Annotated in this window: 7 protein-coding genes and 1 pseudogene; 1 reads left to right on the plus strand and 7 read right to left on the minus strand. The window is 76.1% G+C overall.

All coding sequences use genetic code 11. From position 1 onward, the window contains the following. Positions 1 to 51 precede the first annotated feature (51 nt). Positions 52 to 1230 carry a glycosyltransferase gene (locus tag OC439_RS18445; protein ID WP_135239696.1) on the minus strand — a complete coding sequence of 393 codons (1179 nt, stop codon included), beginning with the start codon at positions 1228 to 1230 and terminating at the stop codon, positions 52 to 54. Positions 1231 to 1327: 97 nt separating this feature from the next. On the opposite strand from OC439_RS18445, the gene OC439_RS30305 reads away from it, so the two are divergent. Beyond that, the gene (locus OC439_RS30305) at positions 1328 to 2578 is read left to right on the plus strand and encodes a cytochrome P450 (protein ID WP_135239695.1); all 1251 of its coding nucleotides are present in this window, start codon (positions 1328 to 1330) and stop codon (positions 2576 to 2578) included. 80 nt (positions 2579 to 2658) lie between these two features. Here OC439_RS30305 and glyA read toward each other — a convergent pair. The 6 genes and pseudogenes from glyA to OC439_RS18480 all read right to left on the minus strand — a co-directional run. Next, a pseudogene (glyA, locus tag OC439_RS18455) lies at positions 2659 to 3954 on the minus strand (serine hydroxymethyltransferase); the annotation flags it as partial. After that, positions 3912 to 4667 carry a thioesterase II family protein gene (locus OC439_RS18460; protein WP_262014499.1) on the minus strand — a complete coding sequence of 252 codons (756 nt, stop codon included), beginning with the start codon at positions 4665 to 4667 and terminating at the stop codon, positions 3912 to 3914. The pseudogene glyA and the gene OC439_RS18460, both read right to left, overlap by 43 nt. Beyond that, positions 4664 to 5755, minus strand: coding sequence for a Gfo/Idh/MocA family oxidoreductase (locus OC439_RS18465; protein ID WP_262014500.1), 1092 nt, complete (start codon positions 5753 to 5755; stop codon positions 4664 to 4666). The genes OC439_RS18460 and OC439_RS18465 overlap by 4 nt, the downstream gene beginning before the upstream one ends. Next, positions 5752 to 6897, minus strand: a complete 1146-nt coding sequence (locus OC439_RS18470; protein WP_262014501.1) for a saccharopine dehydrogenase NADP-binding domain-containing protein — start codon at positions 6895 to 6897, stop codon at positions 5752 to 5754. The genes OC439_RS18465 and OC439_RS18470 overlap by 4 nt, the downstream gene beginning before the upstream one ends. After that, a complete protein-coding gene (locus OC439_RS18475; RefSeq protein ID WP_262014502.1) occupies positions 6894 to 12245 on the minus strand; it encodes a non-ribosomal peptide synthetase in 5352 nt (1783 codons plus the stop codon). The genes OC439_RS18470 and OC439_RS18475 overlap by 4 nt, the downstream gene beginning before the upstream one ends. Beyond that, positions 12242 to 18820: a non-ribosomal peptide synthetase gene (locus OC439_RS18480; RefSeq protein WP_262014503.1), complete on the minus strand. Its 6579-nt coding sequence runs from the start codon at positions 18818 to 18820 to the stop codon at positions 12242 to 12244. Before OC439_RS18480 ends, OC439_RS18475 begins: the two co-directional genes overlap by 4 nt. Between the last annotated feature and the right edge of the window lie 18 nt (positions 18821 to 18838).

Here is an 18838-nt window from a genome sequence, read left to right on the forward strand (position 1 = left end):
CTGCGAGGGGGCCGCGCGAACACGTGCGGGCGTACGCGGCCGGGATCCGTCCTATGCGGCCGCGCGCAGCGGCCGGCGCTCCTCGGCCAGCCGCTCCAGCAGCTCGATGCCCCGCTCCACGCCGGGCATCCCGGCCATCTCCGCCTGGAGCCGGGCGGCGTTGCGCCGGTAGAGGTCGTCGTCCAGGGTGGCGCGCACCGCGTCGCGGATGCGTTCCGGTGTGGCCGCCGCCTCGTCCAGGCGGATCGCCACCCCGGCCGCGCTGAGCCGGTGGGCGTGGTACGGCTGGTCGACGGCGACCGGGACGACCACCATCGGCAGGCCGTGCCGCAGCGCGCCCACGGTGGTCAGGTAGCCGGCGTGGTGCAGCACCACGGCGGTGCGGCGCAGCACCTCGTCCTGCGGGATGTACTCGGCCAGCCGCACGTTCGGCGCGTCGATGCCGGTGGCGGTGAGGTCGACGCCGGAGCCGAGCGTCATGACCACGTCGACGTCCTCGTCGCGCAGGCCCCGCGCGGCGGCGCGGAACAGATGCGGCGTCTGGTTGAACGCGGTGCCCATGGTCATGTAGATCAGCGGCCGTGTCGCGGGGGCGGTGAGCCAGTCCGGCACCGGACCGTCCACCTGGTACAGCGGCGGCATGATCGGGTGCACCACCTCGTCCTCGGCCCGTCCGCCGAACCACAGCAGCGGATCGTCGGACAGCGGCTGCATGCTCGGCAGGTACGCGTCGAGGTAGAGGTACGGGTAGAGCCGCGTCATGCCCGGGTCGGCGGGCAGTCCGAGGCGGGTGCGGGCCTGGCTCCAGCCCGCGCCCATCGTCTGCGCCGTCACCGCCCGGGGCAGGCGCGGGAGCTGGCCGAGCGCCGCGTAGGGCACGCCCACCGCGTCGGCGGCGAGCGGCCCGGCCCACTCCAGCGACTCGTGCAGCAGCACGTCGGCGCGGGTGTCCCGGAGCACCTCGACGATGCCCGGGATGAGCGCGGCGGTGGCCATGGCCATCAGCCGCAGCCGCCGGCGCTCGTCGTCGAACGCCGACGTCCTCGGCCCGTCGGCCAGCCACGCCGGGCCGACCTCCACCACGTCCAGCCCGGCCCGGGTCACCCAGGGGCCGAGACCCCGTCCGGTGACCACCGTGACGTCGTGCCCGGCGGACCGGGCGGCGAGCGCGAGCGGGGCGATCGCATGGAAGTGCCCGACCGCGGGCTGGCAGGTCACCACGACTTTCATGAGGGCCATCCACCTCCGGATAATGGGTGACGGAGCCCTGGCCCCCGGTATTCTCGCCCAGCCGATCCGCAGGCACCACAGTCGACGGAGGCCACCGATGACCACCTCCTCCCCGCCCGGAATCGCGGCGGACTTCCTCGCCACCGTCACCGGCGCCGCGTACGCCGACGACCCGTACCCGTTCCTGCGCCGGCTGCGCGACGAGGCGCCGGCGGTACGCACCAACGCGGGCATCTGGCTGGTGTCCCGGTACGACGACGTCCGCGCCGGGCTGCGCGACCCGCGACTGAGCTGCGACCTGGGCCGGCTGACCGCGTACGACGAGTACTTCCGTACCCGGGGCATCGACGCCCGGTTCCCGCTGCCGCTCAACGCGCTCGACGCGCCGGACCACCCGCGCATCCGCTCGGCGATGAGTCACGAGTTCGTGCCGCAGGCGGTGGACGCCATGCGCCCGGCGATCGACGCGGCCGTCGCCGAGGTGGTGGGCGCGCTGCCGGACCGGGGCGAGATCGACCTCGTCGCCGACGTCGCGTACCCGGTGCCGATCGCGGTCATCGGACGCCTGTTCGGGCTGCCCCGGGCCGACTGGCCGCTGCTGGAGCGGTGGTCGCGCGCGTTCGGCGCCGCCTCCGACCCGGACGCGCTGCTCAGCGACGCGCAGCGGGACGCGGCGGCCGAGGCGACCCGGGAAGCAGGCGACTACTTCGGCCGGCTGCTGACCCGCCGCCGGCGCGAGCCGACCGGTGACCTGATGAGCAGGTGGCTGGCCGCGCAGCGCGCCGAGCGGACGATGACGCTCGCCGAGCTGCTGGTGAACGGCGTCTTCCTGCTCATCGTCGGGCACCACAACACGGTGAGCCTGATCGGCAACGGGATGCTGGCGCTGCTGCGGCACCCGGAGCAGCTCGACCGGCTCCGCGCCGACCCGGCGCTGACGACGGGCGCGGTGGACGAGCTGCTGCGCTACGACAGCCCGGTGCAGACCGCGACCCGGGTCACCACCGGGGAGCACCGGGTCGGCGACGTCACGATCCCGGCCGGGCAGCCGGTGATGCTGCTGGTCGGCTCCGCCAACCGGGACGAGCGGGCGTTCCCCGACCCGGACCGGCTCGACGTGGGCCGGCCCGGCGCGAACCGCAACCTCGGCTTCGGGCGGGGCGCGCACGCCTGCGTGGGCGGCTACCTGGCGCGGCTGGAGACCGCCGCGACGCTCACCGCGCTGCTGCGCGCCCGGCCCGGGCTGGCGCTCGCCGGTGCGCCGCGCCGGGCGGTGCCGAGCTTCAGCCTGCGGGCGCTGACCGCGCTGCCGCTGCGCGTCGACCGGGCGCCCCACTCCTCCCGGTAGCCGCGCGACGCGACCTCGGCGACCAGGCCCGGCAGCACGGCCAGGGACGGGCAGCGCGCCTGGTCGCCGGTCTCGGCCAGCTCCGCCACCGCACCGGCGACGGCCGCCACGACGGTCGTCACCAGGTCGTCGCCGACGTCCCGGAACGCCAGGTCGTTGGTGCCGAACCGCAGCCCGCTGGTCTGCCCGACCGGCCGCGGGTCGTCCGGCACCGGATTGCGGTTGGCGAGCACGCCGTGCGCCTCCAGCACGTCGCAGACGTACCGGCCGGACACCGGGGCGTGCCGCAGGTCGACGAGCACCATGTGGGTGTCGGTGCCGCCGGTGAGCACCGGTACGCCCCGGCCGGTGAGGGCGTCGGCGAGCAGCCCGGCGTAACGCACCACCCGGCCCATCGCGGCGGCGAACGCCGGCCGGGCCGCGTGGCGCAGCGCGACCGCCTTGCCGGCGATGGCACCGAAGTCGGGCGTGCCCTGGAAGCCGGGGAACACCGCCCGGTCCAGGTCGGCGGCGCGGATCCGGGACCGGGCGCCGAGCAGGGCCAGCCCGCCCCGGGGGCCGCGCAACTGCTTGTACGTGGAGGTGGTCACCACGTCGCAGTGGTCGAACGGCGACGGGTGCAGCCCGGTGGCGACCAGGCCGCTGACGTGGCTGACGTCGGCCATCAGCAGCGCGCCGGTCTCGTCCGCGGCGCGGCGGAACGCGGCGAAGTCGACCGCCCGGGGGCAGGCCGAGCCGCCGCAGATGAGCAGCCGGGGCCGGACCTCGCGGACCAGCGCGGCCACCGCGTCGGTGTCCACCAGTCCGTCCGGGCCGACCCGGTAGTGCCGGGCCCGCACCCGGCGGGAGACGCTCGCCGCGCCGGAGACGTGCGACAGGTGCCCGCCGTGGCTCAGCTCCAGCGACAGCACGGTGTCGTCCGGCCCGAGCAGCCCGTAGAGCACGGCCAGGTTCGCCGCCGAGCCGGACGCCGGCTGCACGTTCGCGTGCGCCGCGCCGAACAGCAGCTCGGCGCGGGCCCGGGCGAGCCGTTCCACCGCGTCGACGGTCTCGGCGCCGGAGTGGTAGCGCTGACCGGGGTATCCCTCGGCGGTGACGGCGCCGAAGCCCAGCGCACCGGCGGCCAGCACGGCCGGCAGCGTCGGGCTGGCCGCCGCGACCAGGTTGAGCTGCCGGCACCGCCGCTCCCGCTGCCGGTGGGCGAGTGCGACGAGCGCCGGGTCGGCGGCGGCCAGCCGGGCGAACCCCTCGCCCCCGGCGGCAGCGACGGCGGACAGCGCCGCGATCCGGTCGGTCGTGCCGGTGTCCGGCGCGCCGGTGAGCGCCTCGCTGGTCACGGCGTCGACGGCCAGGCCGCGGCGGCGGGCAGCGCCCACGCGGTACGCAGCACCTCGGCGATCAGCGCGCCCCGCTGCGGCACCAGGTAGAAGTGGTCGCCGGGGAACAGCCGGGCGGTGAACGCCCCGGTGGTCACCGACCGCCAGCCGTCCAGGGCGGCCGGGTCGACCTCCGGATCGCGGTCGCCGGAGCAGGCCAGCACCGGGCAGGTCAGCAGCGGCAGTGGCGCCGGCCGGTAGGTCTCGCTGAGCCGGTAGTCGGCCCGCAGCACCGGCAGCAGCAGCGCCCGCAACTCGTCGCTGTCGAGCACCTCCTGCCGGGTGCCGCCGGAGCGGGCGACGTCCTGCCACAGCTCGTCGCCGCTCATCAGGTGCACCGAGCGGCCCGGGTCCACCGGCGCCTGCCGGCCGGACACCACCAGCAGCACCGGCGACGGCAGGCGGCGGGCGGTCTCGAACGCGACCGCCGCGCCGAGGCTGTGCCCGAACAGGACGGTGGGCGCCGGGTCGAGGCCGGCGAGCGCGTGCGCCACCTCGGCGGCGAGGCGGCACAGGTCGGTGGCGGGCGGCTCGCCGATGCGCTCCTCCCGGCCCGGGTACTGCACGGCCAGCAGTTCCACCCCGCCGGGCAGGTGTCCGGCCCACTGCCGGAAGCCGCTCGCCCCGCCCCCGGCGTGCGGGAAGCAGACGAGCCGCGTGGCCGGCGCGGCGGGCGCGGCGTACCGCTGGAGGCAGCGGGTCAGCGGGGTCATGCCGCCTCCGGTCCCGCGGACAGGTGCCGCGCGGACAGCACCGTGGGGGTGTCCCGCCGGACCAGGTGCATCGGCCCGAGCAGATCGAGCACGTCCTGGGTGAGCCGGCCGAGCGTGAGATGGTACTGGCCCCTGGTCATCGGATCCTCGCCGTCGGTCACCGCGTCCCACAATCCCGTCAGGGCGGCCTGGACCGCCGCCGGCCACTGTCGTGTGAAGACCTCCGCGAACGTCGGCGCGGTCGCCGGACCGACCGGCTCCGCGACGCCGTAGCTCAGGTGCGCGTCGGCCAGCTCGTCGAACCCGGCCATCCGGTCCGTCGGCGGCAGGTGCGGCCGGGGGCACCACAGCACCGGCCCGTTGCTGCTGACCAGCGTCAGCGTGCCGCCCTCGGTGCCGACGGTGATCCGGTGCCACAGGTGGGCGTGGTTGTCCGGCTCGCGCGGGTCGAGGTGGTGCTGCACCCGCAGCGTGACCGGCACGCCGCCGAGCACGCCGGCGAGGCTGTGGAACGGCGCCTCGGCCGCCGGTACGCCGGGCGGCGTGACCGGCGGGGCGAACGTCCACGGACGCAGCCGGGGCAGCGCCTCGCCGAGCACGTCGAACAGCGTGTAGAGCACCTGCACGCTGGTGGCCGCGTCGACGAACAGCAGTTCCTGCCGGGCCGCGAGGTCGCGTACCGCGGCGATGAAACGGCGTACCGCGGCCACGTGGACGTGGTGGCTGTTGAGCCGGTACCGCACCCCGGAGGCGCGGGCCTGGCGCAGGCACTCCGCCAGCTCCCCCGGGTGCACCGGATGCTCCTGGAGGACGTGCACGCGGCGGCGCATCAGCTCGACCGCGAGCCGGGCGCCGGGCCCGCCGGTGGGCGCGGAACCGACCACCACGCAGGCCACGTCCACGTCGCCGGGCAGGTCCGCCACCCGGGTCCACAGCGGCACGCCGTAGCGTTCGGCGCAGGCCCGGGACCGGTCGCTGCCACGGGCGAGCACGCCGGCCAGCTCGAACGGGAACGCCGGGTCGGCGACGCCGGCCAGGTAGACCCGGCCGAACCCGGTGCCGGCGACGACCACCCGGGGGCGGGTCACAACGCGCCCTCCTCGACCGCCGACGCCGCCTCGGCGGCGGGCACGTCGAACGTCTCGAACGCGGTGAGCGCGCCGGTGCGCAGCAGCGCCTCGACCAGCCGCTCCGGGTGCAGGCCCTCGGCCGCGAAGTGCGTCCCCGGCTTCACCAGCCCGTCCAGCACCTGCCGCGCGGCCAGTGCCAGGACCGTGCCGGTGAGGGCGGACGTGTCGGTCGAGCGGGCCAGCACGGTCCGGGTGACCGGGTCGCCCGCGGCGTCCGCGCCGGACAGCTCCAGCAGCATCAGCTGGTACGGGCGGCGCGAGAACATGTCCAGGTCGGCGGCGCGGGCCAGCTCGGCGGCGGCCCGGCTCAGGTCGCTCTGCCCGGCCATCGCCCCCTGGAGGCGGCCCAGCGTGGCCATCATCGCGGCGCCGCCGTCGAAGACGGAGTTCCAGCGGACCTCGTCCAGGCCGAGTCCGGCGCCGAGCCGGCGCGCCTCGTAGCCGAGGTACGGGTGCACGCCGACCGGGTTGGGGAAGAACGGCACCAGCGCGTCCACCTGTGGTTCGGCGGCGCGGGCGACCGGCCGGCCGCCGATCCACACGGCGCGCGACTCCCGCTCGCGGTCGTGCAGGCTGAGCAGGTAGTCGACCGCGCCGGCCGGGGTGAGCCTGTCCATCACGCCGAGGTGGGCGACCAGGCGCCGGGGCCGGGTCACGCCCCGCGCCGCCAGCCAGCGGGGCAGCAGCCCGCTGAGTCCCGGCATCATCCCGGCGGTGACGAGCGCGATCCGGCCCTGCGCGGCGAGGTCGCGCCCGGCGAGGCGGTCGTACAACGGCTCGTCCCCGCCGGCGTCCACGTAGTCCGCGCCGGCGGCCAGAGCGGCCACCGCCACCCGGTCGAGCACCTGGTGCGACGCGCCGCCCGCGCAGACGACGAGCCGGCAGCCGGCGCAGAAGCGGGCCAGCGAGTCCCTGTCGTACACGTCGACAGCGACCGCCTCCCCGGCGCCGCCGAGCCGGTCGCGGACCAGCGCCGCGGCCCGGTCGGGGTTCCGGCCGCCGACGCGCAGCGGGCCGACGCCGTCGCGGTGCAGCCGGGCGGCGGCGGCGCTGCCCACCGCGCCGTACCCGCCGACCACGGCGACCGGGCCGGCGGTCACCGCGACCACCGCACGTCGACCGCGCCGAGGCACAGGTCGCGCCAGCGGGCCGGGATCGCCTCCGCCGCCGACGGCCAGCGCTCACCGTCGAACGCGAGCACGAGCGTGACGTCCCCGGCGTACGGCTCGGCGCGGTGCCGGGCCGCCGCGTCGAGGCTGTGCCGGAACATCTCGTACCGCCGCTCGGTCTCGGCCCCGGTCAGCCCGGCCCGCCCGGCGATAGCGGCGAGCCGCTCGCCGGCCGGGCGTTCGGTCTGCCGCAGCAGCACGTCGGTCACGCCGGGGGCCTCCTGCCCGGCCGGCGGATAGGTGAGCCGGCCCGGCGGCAGCACGCCGCCACCGGCCGCCTCGACGGCACGTGCCAGGTCCGCCTCGGCGGGCAGCCCGACGTCCGGCGGCGCCACGCCGAGGGCCCTGGCGAAGGCGTACTCGACGAGCAGGTCGTCGCGCAGGTCCGGGGTGAACGGCTCGGTGACGACGGCGACCAGCCGGCTGACCTCGCCGCCCTGCTCCAGCCGGCGCCGGGCCACCTCGACCGCGAGCAGGGCGCCGAAGTCCCGCCCGGCCAGCGCGAGCGGCGCGGTCCCGGCCAGCACGTCGGCGCAGGCGGAGGCGTGCCAGTCGACGAGCACCGCCGGGTCCAGGCCGAGGTACGTCTGCGGCGCGGTCACCACCAGGCCGGACCCGGCGGCGGCGAGGTCACCGGCGACCGGGGGGAGCCCGCCGGTGCCGTCGTGCACGAGCACGTCCGGCCCCGGACCGTCCAGGCCGACCAGTGCCACCGGCCCGCCCGGCCCGGTCTCACCACCGGACCGGGGCTCGGCGGCGGAACCGGCGCCGAGACCGGCCGCGAGTTCGGCGAGCGTGCACCCCTCCAGCAGGTCGCGCAGCATCTGGTCGAAGAAGGCGTCGGCGGCCGCCGGCACCGACTCGCGGATCCGGGCGACGAGCTGCGCCGCCAGCAGCGAGTCGCCGCCGAGCTGGAAGATGGTGTGGTCGCGGCCGACGGTGGGCACGCCCAGCACCTCCGCCCACGCCTTCGCCAGCGCGATCTCGACCTCGCCGGACGGCTCCGCCGACACCGGCGCGGCCCCGCCCAGCTCCGGTGCCCGCAGCAGCGCCGGCAGGGCGGCCCGGTCGACCTTGCCGTTGCCGGTCAGCGGCAGCGCGTCGACCACCCCGATCGTGCCCGGCACCATGTAGCCGGGCAGCCGCTCGCCCAGGTGCGCGGTGATCTCGGCCGGGGTGACCGGCACGCGGTCGGCCTTGAACCGCACCGCGAACACGTGCATGCCGATCCGGTCCAGGGCCTCGTCCTCGTCGGACAGGCAGACCACAGTGGAGGCGCCGGCCTCGCTGAGCAGCGCCTGCCACTGCGGCCGGGAGATGAACGTCTCGTCCTGTCCGGCCCGTACGTCCTCGAAGTCGCCGGCGGTGGCGTCGAACAGGAACTCCATCGAGGTGAGGATCTGGTAGTTGTCCCGGGTCGTCTCGATGAAGACCAGCCAGCCGCCGGGGCGCAGCATCTCCCTGAACCGTGCCAGGGCCCGGCCGGCGTGGCGGGCGTAGTGCAGCACGTTGGCGCAGAGGATCACGTCGAACGCGTTGGACTCCAGGCCCTGCGCCCGGTAGTCGGCGTTCAGGTCGTAGATGCCGTAGCCGACCCAGGGGTACGCGGCGAAGCGTTCCTGCGCGGCGTTGAGGAAGAAGGTGGAGACGTCGGTGAACAGGTAGCGCACCGGGTGGGCGGCGAGCGCCGGGATCAGGTCGATGCTGGTGCCGCCCACCCCGGCCCCCACCTCCAGCACCTGCATCGGCCGCCCGGCCGGGAAGTCGGCGGCGAGCGTGCACATCGCCTCGACGACCAGCCGGTTGACCGTGTCGCTGAGGAAGTTGCCCTGGTAGGCCGACTCCTGGATGTCCAGCCGCCCCTCGGGGAACAGCAACTGGATCGGGTCGGCGTCGTCGCGCAGCAGCTCGGGCAGCCGGGTGGTGGCGGCGCGGAAGTACTCCACCAGTTCGGGCCGGTGCCCGCCACCGGGCAGCAGCTCGTCGACCCGCGCCCAGGCCGCCGCCACGTCGTCGGCGGTCACGGGCGGTACGCCGGTGAGCCGGTCGCCGTCGCGGCGCATCATGCCGCCCGCGATCAGGCCCTTGACCCAGCGCCGGACCAGCCGGTGATGCTTCGGGGCGACGCGGGCGGCGTCGAGCACCTCCGGCAGCGTGTGCGCCGACCCGGCGGTGTGGAACAGGCCCGCGCCGCGCAGCGTGGTCACCATCGCCAGCAGCGCGGTGCGGTCCAGTTCGCGGGCGAACGCGACTGCGGCGTCGGCGTCCATCTCCCGGCGTACCTCGGCGAGCCGGCGCCGGGCGCCGTCGAGGAGCCGGGCGGTGTCGCGGACGGCGGCCTCCCGGTCCGGCTCCCGGTGTGCGGTCTCGACCACGGCGGCGAGGCGCCGGTCCAGCGGCGGCTCGCCCTCCACGAACGCGACGGCGGCACCGACCGCCGGATGCGACTGCATCGCCGCCTCGACCTCGGCCAGTTCGATCCGGTGGCCGCGGATCTTGACCTGGTCGTCCTCCCGGCCGAGGAACTCGATGACGCCGTCGGGCCGGTAGCGGCCGAGGTCGCCGGTGCGGTACCGGCGCTCGCCGCCGGGCTCGTGCACGCTGAACCGGCGGGCGGTCTGCTCCGGGTCGCCGAGGTAGCCGGCCGCGACGCCCACGCCGCCGATGTACAGCTCCCCCACCGTCCAGTCCGGGCAGTCGCGGCCGGCCTCGTCGAGCACGTGGAACGTCTGGTTGGTCAGCGGCGTGCCGTACGGGATGCTGCGCCAGTGCGGCGGGACCGCCTCGATCGGGTGGTGGATCGACCAGATCGACGCCTCCGTCGCGCCGCCGAGACTGACCAGCCGCAGCCCGGGCAGCCGACCGCGGATCTGGTCCGGCAGGGTGACCGGGATCCAGTCGCCGCTGAGCAGCGCCAGCCGCAGCGACGGCAGGTCGACGCCGGCCTCCACGGTCAGGTAGTCGGCGAGCATCTGCATCTGCGCCGGGACCGAGTTCCACAGCGTGACGCTGTGCAGCAGCATCGTGTCGACCCAGTGCGACGGGTCGGCGCGCCGGTCGTGGTCGGGCAGCACCAGCGCGCCGCCGACGGCCAGCGGGCCGAACAGGTCGTACACGGACAGGTCGAAGGCGAGGCTGGCCAGGGCCAGCACCCGGTCGTCCGGCCCGACGCCGAAGCGGGCGTTGACGTCCTCGACGGTGTTGACCGCGCCCCGGTGGTCGATCATCACGCCCTTGGGCGTGCCGGTCGAGCCGGACGTGTAGATGACGTAGGCCAGGTCCGCCGGGCCGACGACGGGCGTCAGCAGCCGCTCGTCGGGCTCGACCGGGTCCAGCCGCTCGACCAGGATCGGGGCGTCGAGACCGTCGGCGGTGGCGGCGGTGGCCAGCACGTGCCGCGCGCCGGCGCCGGACAGCAGCGCGTCGCGGCGCGCCCTTGGGCTGCGGGTGTCGATCGGCAGGTAGACGCCGCCGGCCAGCAGCGCGCCGAGCGCCGCGACCGGCTGCTCCCAGCCGGTGTGCATGACGATGGCGACGATGTCGCCGGGCACGCAGCCGCGCTCGCGCAGCGCCGCCGCCACCGCGCCGGCCCGGCCGAGCAGCTCGCCGTACGTGAGCGTGCGCTCCCCGGACAGCACCGCCGGGCGGTCCGGGGTGCGCCGGCACTGCTCGACCACGCCGCTGTGCAGCAGCCGCCCGGACAGCGGCGCCGCGGTGTCGTTGACCTCGGCGCGGCGGCGGCGCTGCCGTTCCGGCAGGTCCACCGGGGACGGCTGCGACCAGGGCGGCGCGTCGCCGGCCAGCCGCCGTACCAGGTCGCCGAACGCGGCGAACATGTCCTCCGCGACACCGTCCGGGAACACCCCCTGCCGGACGTCCCAGTGCAGTTCGAGGCCGTCGCCGCGTTCCAGCGCCTGGCAGTCGATCCACACCTGCGGGGTCTGGCTGATGCCGTAGCCGGTCTCTCCCGCCTCCGGCCCGGGCGCGGTGGTGTCGCCGAGACCGAGCGCGCTGGTGAACACCACGGGCATGAGCGCGGCGTCGGCGCCCCGGCGGCGGGCCAGCTCCCGCAGCACCGTGACGCCGCCGACCAGCCGGTGGTCGAGGTCCTGCCAGAGCCGGCGTTGCAGGGCGCCACCGCGTTCGGCGAGCGTGGTCCCCTCGGCGCCGTCGACCTCCAGCAGCACGGCCGAGGTGAAGTCGCCGACCAGCCGGTCCACCTGCGGGTGCAGCGGCAGCCGGTTGAGCATGGTCAGGTTCAGCACGAACCGCCGCCGCCGGCTCCACCGGCCGATCACCTCGGCGTACGCGGTGAGGACGGCGGCGGTCGGGCTGAGCCCGTGCGCGGCGGCGGCCTCGCGCAGCGCGGCGTACCCGGCGCCGTCGAGACGCAACTCGTGACGCCGGAACCGGACCGGGTCGCCGGCGGACTGGTCGCCGAGGACCGGCAGGTCCGGCGCGGCCGGCAGGGTGTCGATCCGGTCGAACCAGTACGCCTGGGCCCGCTCGTAGCGGCGGGTGCCGCGCAGCCGCCGCTCGGCGGCCAGGTAGTCGCGGAACGTGACGTCGAGCGGCGGCCGGACCAGATCCGGGTCGGTGTAGTGCTCCTGGAACTCGGTGAGCAGCAGCTGGATGCTGACGAAGTCGGCGATCAGGAAATCGATCGAGACGTGCAGCAGCGCGCCGTCGTCGGCGCGGGTCACCGCCAGGTCGAACAGCGGCCACTCGTGCGGTTCGTAGACCCGGTGGTCCATGGCGGCCCGGACGGCCGCGACGTGCGCCTCGACCTCCTCGGCGGGGCGCCCGCGCAGGTCGGTGGCGGCGACCCGGACCGGCGGCACCTCGGCCAGGACGCGCTGCGAGCCGTTCGCGTCGATCACCGCCCGCAGCATGTCGTGCCGGTCCACCAGCGCCTGCCAGGCGTCGCGTACCCGCTCCGGGTCCAGGTCGCGCAGCCGCACCTCGCCGTAGGCGTGACAGCCGACCCCGCCGTACGCGAACACGGTGCGCCGGCCCATCAGGTACGCGGCCTGGATGTCGGTGAGCGGGAACGGCTCGTGGCGGGCCGCCGGTTCGGGCTCGATGCGTCCCGACTCGGCCTCGGCGAGGTACGCGAGCAGCTCGGGTTTGGCGGCGAGCAGCCGGGCCCGCCGTTCCTCGGTCAGCACGCCCTGCGGCGCGCGGAAACGCAGCCGGGCGTCCTCGGCCCACAGCCGGACGCCGGCGGCCTCCAGCTCGGCCAGGATCGCGGCGGCGTCGGCACGCAGCGCTGCGGTCACAGCACACCCTCCTCGACGGCGAGTTCCACGGTGGACTGGGCGGCGACGAGGGCGGCCTGCTCGGCGACCGTCGGCGCGGTGAGCAGTTGACGCAGCGACAACTCGACCCCGAACCGGGCCCGGGACGCGGCCACCAGCCGGGTGGCGAGCAGGCTGTTGCCGCCGAGCGCGAAGAAGCTCTCCCGGCGGCCGGTGACCGGCTGGCCGAGCAGGTCGGTCCAGAGCTGCGCCACCGCCTCCTCGACCGGGTCGCTGATCCGTTCCCCGCCGGTGTGGTCGGGCCGGTCGACGATCGCCTCGACGCGTGCCCGGTCGACCTTGCCGTTGCCGGTCAGCGGCAGCTCGGCGAGGTGTTCGACGCGGGTCGGCACCATGTGCTCGGGCAGCCGGCGGGCCAGGTGCGCGCGCAGGTCGCCGGGATCGACGCCGCCGGGTGCGACCACCGCCGCGAGCAGCCGGCGCTGCCGTCCCCCGGGAGCCACAGCCACCGCCCGGGTCACCGCCGGGTGACTCTCCAGGGCCGCCTCGACCTCGCCCAGTTCGACCCGATGGCCGCGGATCTTCACCTGGTGGTCGGCGCGGCCGAGGAACTCCAGTGTGCCGTCCGGCCAGTAGCGGCCCAGGTCGCCGGTGCGATACCAGCGGCCGCCGTCGTGGCGGACGAACCGCTGGGCGGTGCGGCGTTCGTCGCCGTGGTAGCCGAGCGCGACGCCCGCCCCGCCGATCCACAGCTCACCCGGCACCCAGTCGGGCCGGTCCGCGCCGGCCGGGTCGGCGACCCGGTAGCGCTGGCCGCGCAGCGGGAAGCCGTACGGGACCGACGTCCACTCCGGGGGCACCTCGGTCACCTCGAACGCGTTGGACCAGATGGCCGCCTCGGTGGCGCCGCCGAGGGCGATCAGCCGGCAGCCGGCGGTCACCGCGTCGAGGCGCCGCCGCAGGTCCAGCCCGACCCAGTCGCCGGAGACCAGGGCCAGGCGCAGCGGCAGCGGCGGCCGGTCGCCCGCCATGGTGAGCAGCATGTCCAGCAGCGCCGGGGCCGAGTTCCAGACGGTGACCCGGTGGGTGTCGGCCAGGCGCAGCCAGGCGGCCGGGTCGGCGCGCTCGTCCTCGGCGGTGAGCACCACGGTCCCGCCTGCCGCGAGGACGCCGAACAGGTCGTAGACGGACAGGTCGAAGTCGAGGGCGCTGACCGCCAGCACCCGGTCGCCGGGGCCGACGCCGAAGCGCGTGCTGATGTCGTCGACCGTGTTCCAGGCGGCGCCGTGCGCGGTCACCACGCCCTTGGGCTCGCCGGTGGAGCCGGAGGTGAAGATGACGTACGCGGGCTGGTCGGGCGTGACGGTGACCGGTTCGGCGAGTTCGGCGGCGGCCAGCGCCCGCGCCATCGGCAGCACGGTCACGCCGTCGGGCACCGCCGACCCGGTGAGCGCGACCCGGATCCCGGCGCCCCGGTGGATCCGCTCCCGGCGCAGCTCGGGCTGGTCGGCGGCGACCGGGACGTACGCGGCGCCGGCGTGCAGGACGCCGAGCACCGCGGCGACCTGGTCCGGTCCCCGGGGCAGGGAGACGGCCACGTTGTCGCCGGGCCGCACGCCGGCGGCGACGAGCGCGCCGGCGACGCGGCGGGCCCGCCGGGCGAGTTCGCCGTAGCTCAGCGTCGCGCCGTCGCCCCAGGCCAGTGCGGTACGGCCGGGGTCGTCGCGGGCGACGGCGGCGAACCCGGCGTGCAGCAGCCGGTCGGTGACCGGTGCGCCGGTGTCGTTGACCCGGGCCCGCACCTGCGCCTGCCCGGCCGGCAGCGGCACCGGCGCGGGCCGGTCCCAGCCGGCGGTGGCGAGGTGGCGCAGCAACGCGCGGTACGCGTCGAACATCGCGTCGAGCACGCCCGGCGCGAACAGCTCCTCGACCGCGTCCCAGTTGAACAGCAGCCCGCCCTCGTGCTCGGTGACCTGGTGGTCGAGCCACACCTGCGGGGTCTGGGACAGGCCGGTGACGTACCGGCCGAACGGGGTGGTCAGGCCGAACGGGCGATCGGTGGCGGCGCTGACGCCGATGGTGCTGGTGAACACCACAGGCATGGCGACCTCCGCCGAGCCGGTGTGCCGGGCCAGTTCCTGCAGGACCGCGATGCCGGAGAAGGAGCTGTGCTCGATGTCGGCCCAGACGCGGCCCTGGAGCCGGCGGACGGCGGCGGCGAAGCTCTCCCCCGGTTCGGGCGTGTTCGCGACCAGCAGCAGCGAGGTGAAGTCACCGACGATGCGGGGGATGTCGGGGTGGGTGGCGGGCCGGTCGAACAGCGTGAGGTTCAGCGTGAAGTCCGGCGTGGCGCTCCACCGCCCGAGGACGGCCGCGAACGCGGCGGCGACCACAGTGGACGGGGTCACGCCGTGCTCGGCGGCCCGCGCGACCAGGCGCGACCACGCCTGGTCGTTCAGGCGTCCCTCCCGCCGGGTGAAGCGGGGCCGGTCGACCTGGCGGGGGTCGCGGGCCAGCGGGAGCCGCGGGCCGGGCGGCAGGTGCGGCAGCCGTTCGACCCAGTAGCGCCGGGCGGCCTCGCGGCGCTGCGGGTCGGGATCCCCGGCCACCACGCAGTCGCGGAAGGTGATCCCCAGTTCGGGCAGGGCGGCCGCCGGATCGGCGTACAGCTCGGCCAGGTCGGCCAGCACGATCATGATGCTGAGCGCGTCGAGGACCAGGAAGTCGAGGCTGAGGCCGATGCGGGTGCGGTCCGCCGAGCGGACCGCGCGGACCGCGAACATCGGCCAGGCGGCCGGGTCGTGCACCAGGTGGGCGAGGTCGTCGCGCATCCGCTCGACCGCGATCGGGTACGCGTCACCGCCGACGTCGGTGACCGTGATCCGGTAGCGCGGCACCTCGGGCAGCACCCGCTGCCGGGCGTCGTCGTCGAAGACGGCGCGCAGCATGTCGTGCCGGGCGACGACGCGGTTGAACGCCTCCTCGAACCGCTCCAGGTCGACCTGCTCGCCCTCGAACTCCCAGTACCAGTGCGAGCCGACGCCGCCGAGGGTGAACTCGGGACGCCGGCCCAGCCAGTAGGCGCGCTGGACCTCGGTGGCGTCGAACGGCTCGTACCGTCGCTCGGGGTGGGCCGCGACCGGCACGGCAGTGGCGGGCGCGGCCGGGGCGACCGGCGCGGACGCCCCGCCGAGCCGGTCCACGAACGCCCGGAGCGTCGGCGCGGCGAACAGCGTGGACAGGCGCGCGCCCGGGAAACCGGCCGCCCGCACGGCGGTGACCAGGCGGGTGGCGAGCAGGCTGTTGCCGCCGAGGGCGAAGAAGCTGTCGTCGGGGCCGACGGCAGGCCGGCCGAGCAGGTCGGCCCAGACGGCCGCGACGGCGAGTTCGGCCGGACCGGTCAGCCGGCCCGGCGCCTCGGCTGCGGGCCGGGTGTCGTCGGTGAACCGGGCGGCGAGCGCGGTCCGGTCGATCTTCGCGTTCGCGGTGAGCGGCAGCGCGTCCAGCACGTCGACGCGGTGCGGCACCATGTACGGCGGCAGCCGCTCCCCGGCGTACGCCCGCAGCGTCTGCGCGCCGACGGGCACGCCGGCCGCCGGGGTCACCGCGGCGACCAGCCGCGGTCCGGCCTCGCCGGGTACGGTCAGCGCGACCGCGCGAGCCACGCCCGGGTGCTCGCGCAGCGCCGCCTCCACGTCGCCGAGGTCGAGCCGGTGTCCCAGGATCTTCACCTGGCCGTCGAGGCGGCCGAGGAACTCCAGGCGCCCGTCGGGGTGGAAACGGGCCAGGTCACCGGTGCGGTACCAGCGCTGCCCGTCCCGCTCGACGAACCGCGCGGCGGTGCGTTCCGGGTCGCCCCGGTAGCCCGGCCCGACACCGACGCCGCCGAGCCACAGCTCGCCGGGCACGAGGTCGGGCCGGTCCCGGCCGAGCCCGTCGGCCACGCGGGTGAGCTGGTTACGCAGCGGGGCGCCGTACGGCACCGACCGCCAGTGCGCCGGCACCTCGGTCACCTCGTGCCAGGTCGAGTGGATGCCGACCTCGGTGGCGCCGCCGAGCGCGACCAGGCGGGCGCCGGGCGCCCGCGCGGTGAGCCGGTCGTACAGGTCGAGCCCCACCCAGTCGCCGCCGACGAGGGCCAGCCGCAACGGCAGGTCGCCGGCCTGCTCCGCCGCTTCGCCCTCGGCCGCCACGAGCAGCATGTCCAGCAGCGCCGGTACCGACGTCCACACCGTGACGCGGTGGCGGCGGACCAGGTCGAGCCAGTGCTCGGCGTCGCGGCGGGCGGTGTCGTCGACGCAGACCAGCGCGGCGCCGGCGGTGAGGAACGCGAAGATGTCGTACACCGACCAGTCGTGGTCCAGCGCGGACAGCGCGAGCCCCCGGTCGTCCGGGCCGATGCCCCACCTGTCGCCGATGTCCTCGATGGTGTTCATCGCCGCCCGGTGCGTCATCTCCACGCACTTCGGGCCGCCCGTCGAGCCGGACGTGTGGATGACGTACGCCAGGTCGTCGGGCCCGGCCGGCCGGAGTTCGGCGAGCGGCGGCGCGTCGGCGGCCTCCTCGACGGCGAGCACCGGCAGCCCGTGACTCCAGATCGGCTGGTCCCGGGTGGCCGTGTCGGTGAGCACGATCCGCACCCCGGCGGCCCGGTGGATCGCGGCGCGGCGCACCGGCGGCAGGTCGACGCCGACCGGGGCGAAGACGCCGCCGGCGCACAGCACGCCGAGCACCGCCTCGATCTGCGCCGGCCCCTTCGGCAGGGTCACCGCGACCGTGTCGCCCGGGTCCAGCCCGGCGGCGACGAGCCGGCCGGCGATCCGCCCGGCCCGCTCGGCGAGGTCGCCGTAGCGCACCCCGCCCCCGGCGGCGACGAGCGCGATCCGGTCCGGTTCGGCGGCGGCGTGCGCCAGGAACCCCTCGGTGAGCGTGGTCCGTCGCTGCGGGCCGGCGGTGTCGTTCGGCGCCGCCCGGCGGCGGGCGGCGGCCTCCGGCAGCAGGCTCGGCACCGGCTCGGTCCAGGCCACCGGGTCGGTGACGATCCGGTCGAGCAGCCATAGGTACGCGGCGAACATGTCGTCGAGCACGTCGGCGGGGATCAGGCCGTCGACGGCGTCCCAGTTGAGCAGCAGCCCGCCGTCGTCCTCGGTGACCTGGTGGTCCAGCCAGACCTGCGGGGCCTGGGAGATGTTCCAGCCGGCGTCGCCGAAGCAGTCGCGAACCTTGCGGCTGAACAGCTCGCCGAGGCCGAGCGCGCTGGTGAACACCACCGGCGCGAGCGCCTGCGCGCCGCGTTCGGCGGAGAGCGCGCGCAGCACCTCCAGGCCGGAGAAGTCGCTGTGCAGGGCGTCGGCGCGGACGCGGTCCTGCAGCCGGCGGCAGGCGTCGAGGAAGGTGCCCTCCCCGGTGTGCACGGCCACGATCAGCAGGTTGGTGAAGTCGCCGACCAGGTGCGCCACGTCCGGGTGCAGCGGATCCCGGTCGAACAGCGGCACGTTGAGCAGGAAGTCGGGCTCGGCGCTCCACGCGGACAGCACCTCGGTGAAGGCGGCGGCGAACACCATCGACGACGTGACACCGTGCGTCCGGGCCCGCTCGTCGAGGCGTTCGCGCCAGGCCGCGTCGAGACGGTGGAAGCGCCGGACCACCCGGTGGACCGCCAGGCGCTCGGGCGCGGTCGCCAGCGGCACCTGCGGCGCGGCGGGCATCTCCGGCAGGCGTTCGCGCCAGTAGGCGACGGCCGCCTCCCGTCCCCGGGCCGGTGCGGCGCGGCGCTCGGCGAGGTACCGGCGGTAGCTGTAGCGGATCGGCGGCAGCGCGGCGTCCGGGTCGGCGTACAGCTCGGCCAGGTCGTTGAGGATGATCCGGAAGCTCAGCGCGTCCGCGACGATCATGTCGATGTTGAGGTGCAGCCGGCTGGCGCCGCCGGGCAGCACCGAGACGCCCAGGTCGAAGACCTCGCCCCGGGCGATGTCGAAGCGCCGGTGCGAGAGGCGGTCGCGGATCTCCGCCAGCCGCGCGGTGACCGCCGGCCCGTCGAGGTCGCGCAGGTCGTGGACGGTGGCGCCGGACCACGGCGAGGAGTCGGCGACCCGCTGCCGGCCGTCGTCGAGGATCGTCACGCGCAGCATGTCGTGGCGGGCGATGAGCGCCCGGGTGGCGGCGTCGAGCCGGGCGGTGTCGATCGCGGCGCCGTCGAACTCGGCGTAGAAGTGGGTGGCCACGCCGCCCAACACGAGCTGTTCGTGCCGGCCGACCCAGTAGGCGTACTGCATCGGGGCGAGGTCGAACGGCTCTCCGGGGTCGTCCGCCGGGGCACCGGACGCGGCGGCGGGAGCGGCGGTGGCGGGTGCGGGCGCCTGGCGTGCGGTGAGCAGGTCCATCCAGCCCGCGAGCGTCGGCCGTTCCATGAGTTCGGCGTACTTGACGTCCACTCCGGCCGCCCGCCACCGGCTGGCCAGCCGCATCACCTTCAGCGAGTCGAGGCCGCAGGCGATGAGGTCGCCGTCCGAGGCGTCGAGCGCGTCGGTGTCGCCGACCGCGGCACCGATGTCGGCGCGGACCCGGTCGAGCGTCAGCTCGTGCTGCGTATCCATTTGTCCCCAATCCCACCG

It is taken from the genome of Micromonospora sp. Mcm103, assembly GCF_024519755.1.
Lineage (GTDB): Bacteria > Actinomycetota > Actinomycetes > Mycobacteriales > Micromonosporaceae > Micromonospora > Micromonospora aurantiaca.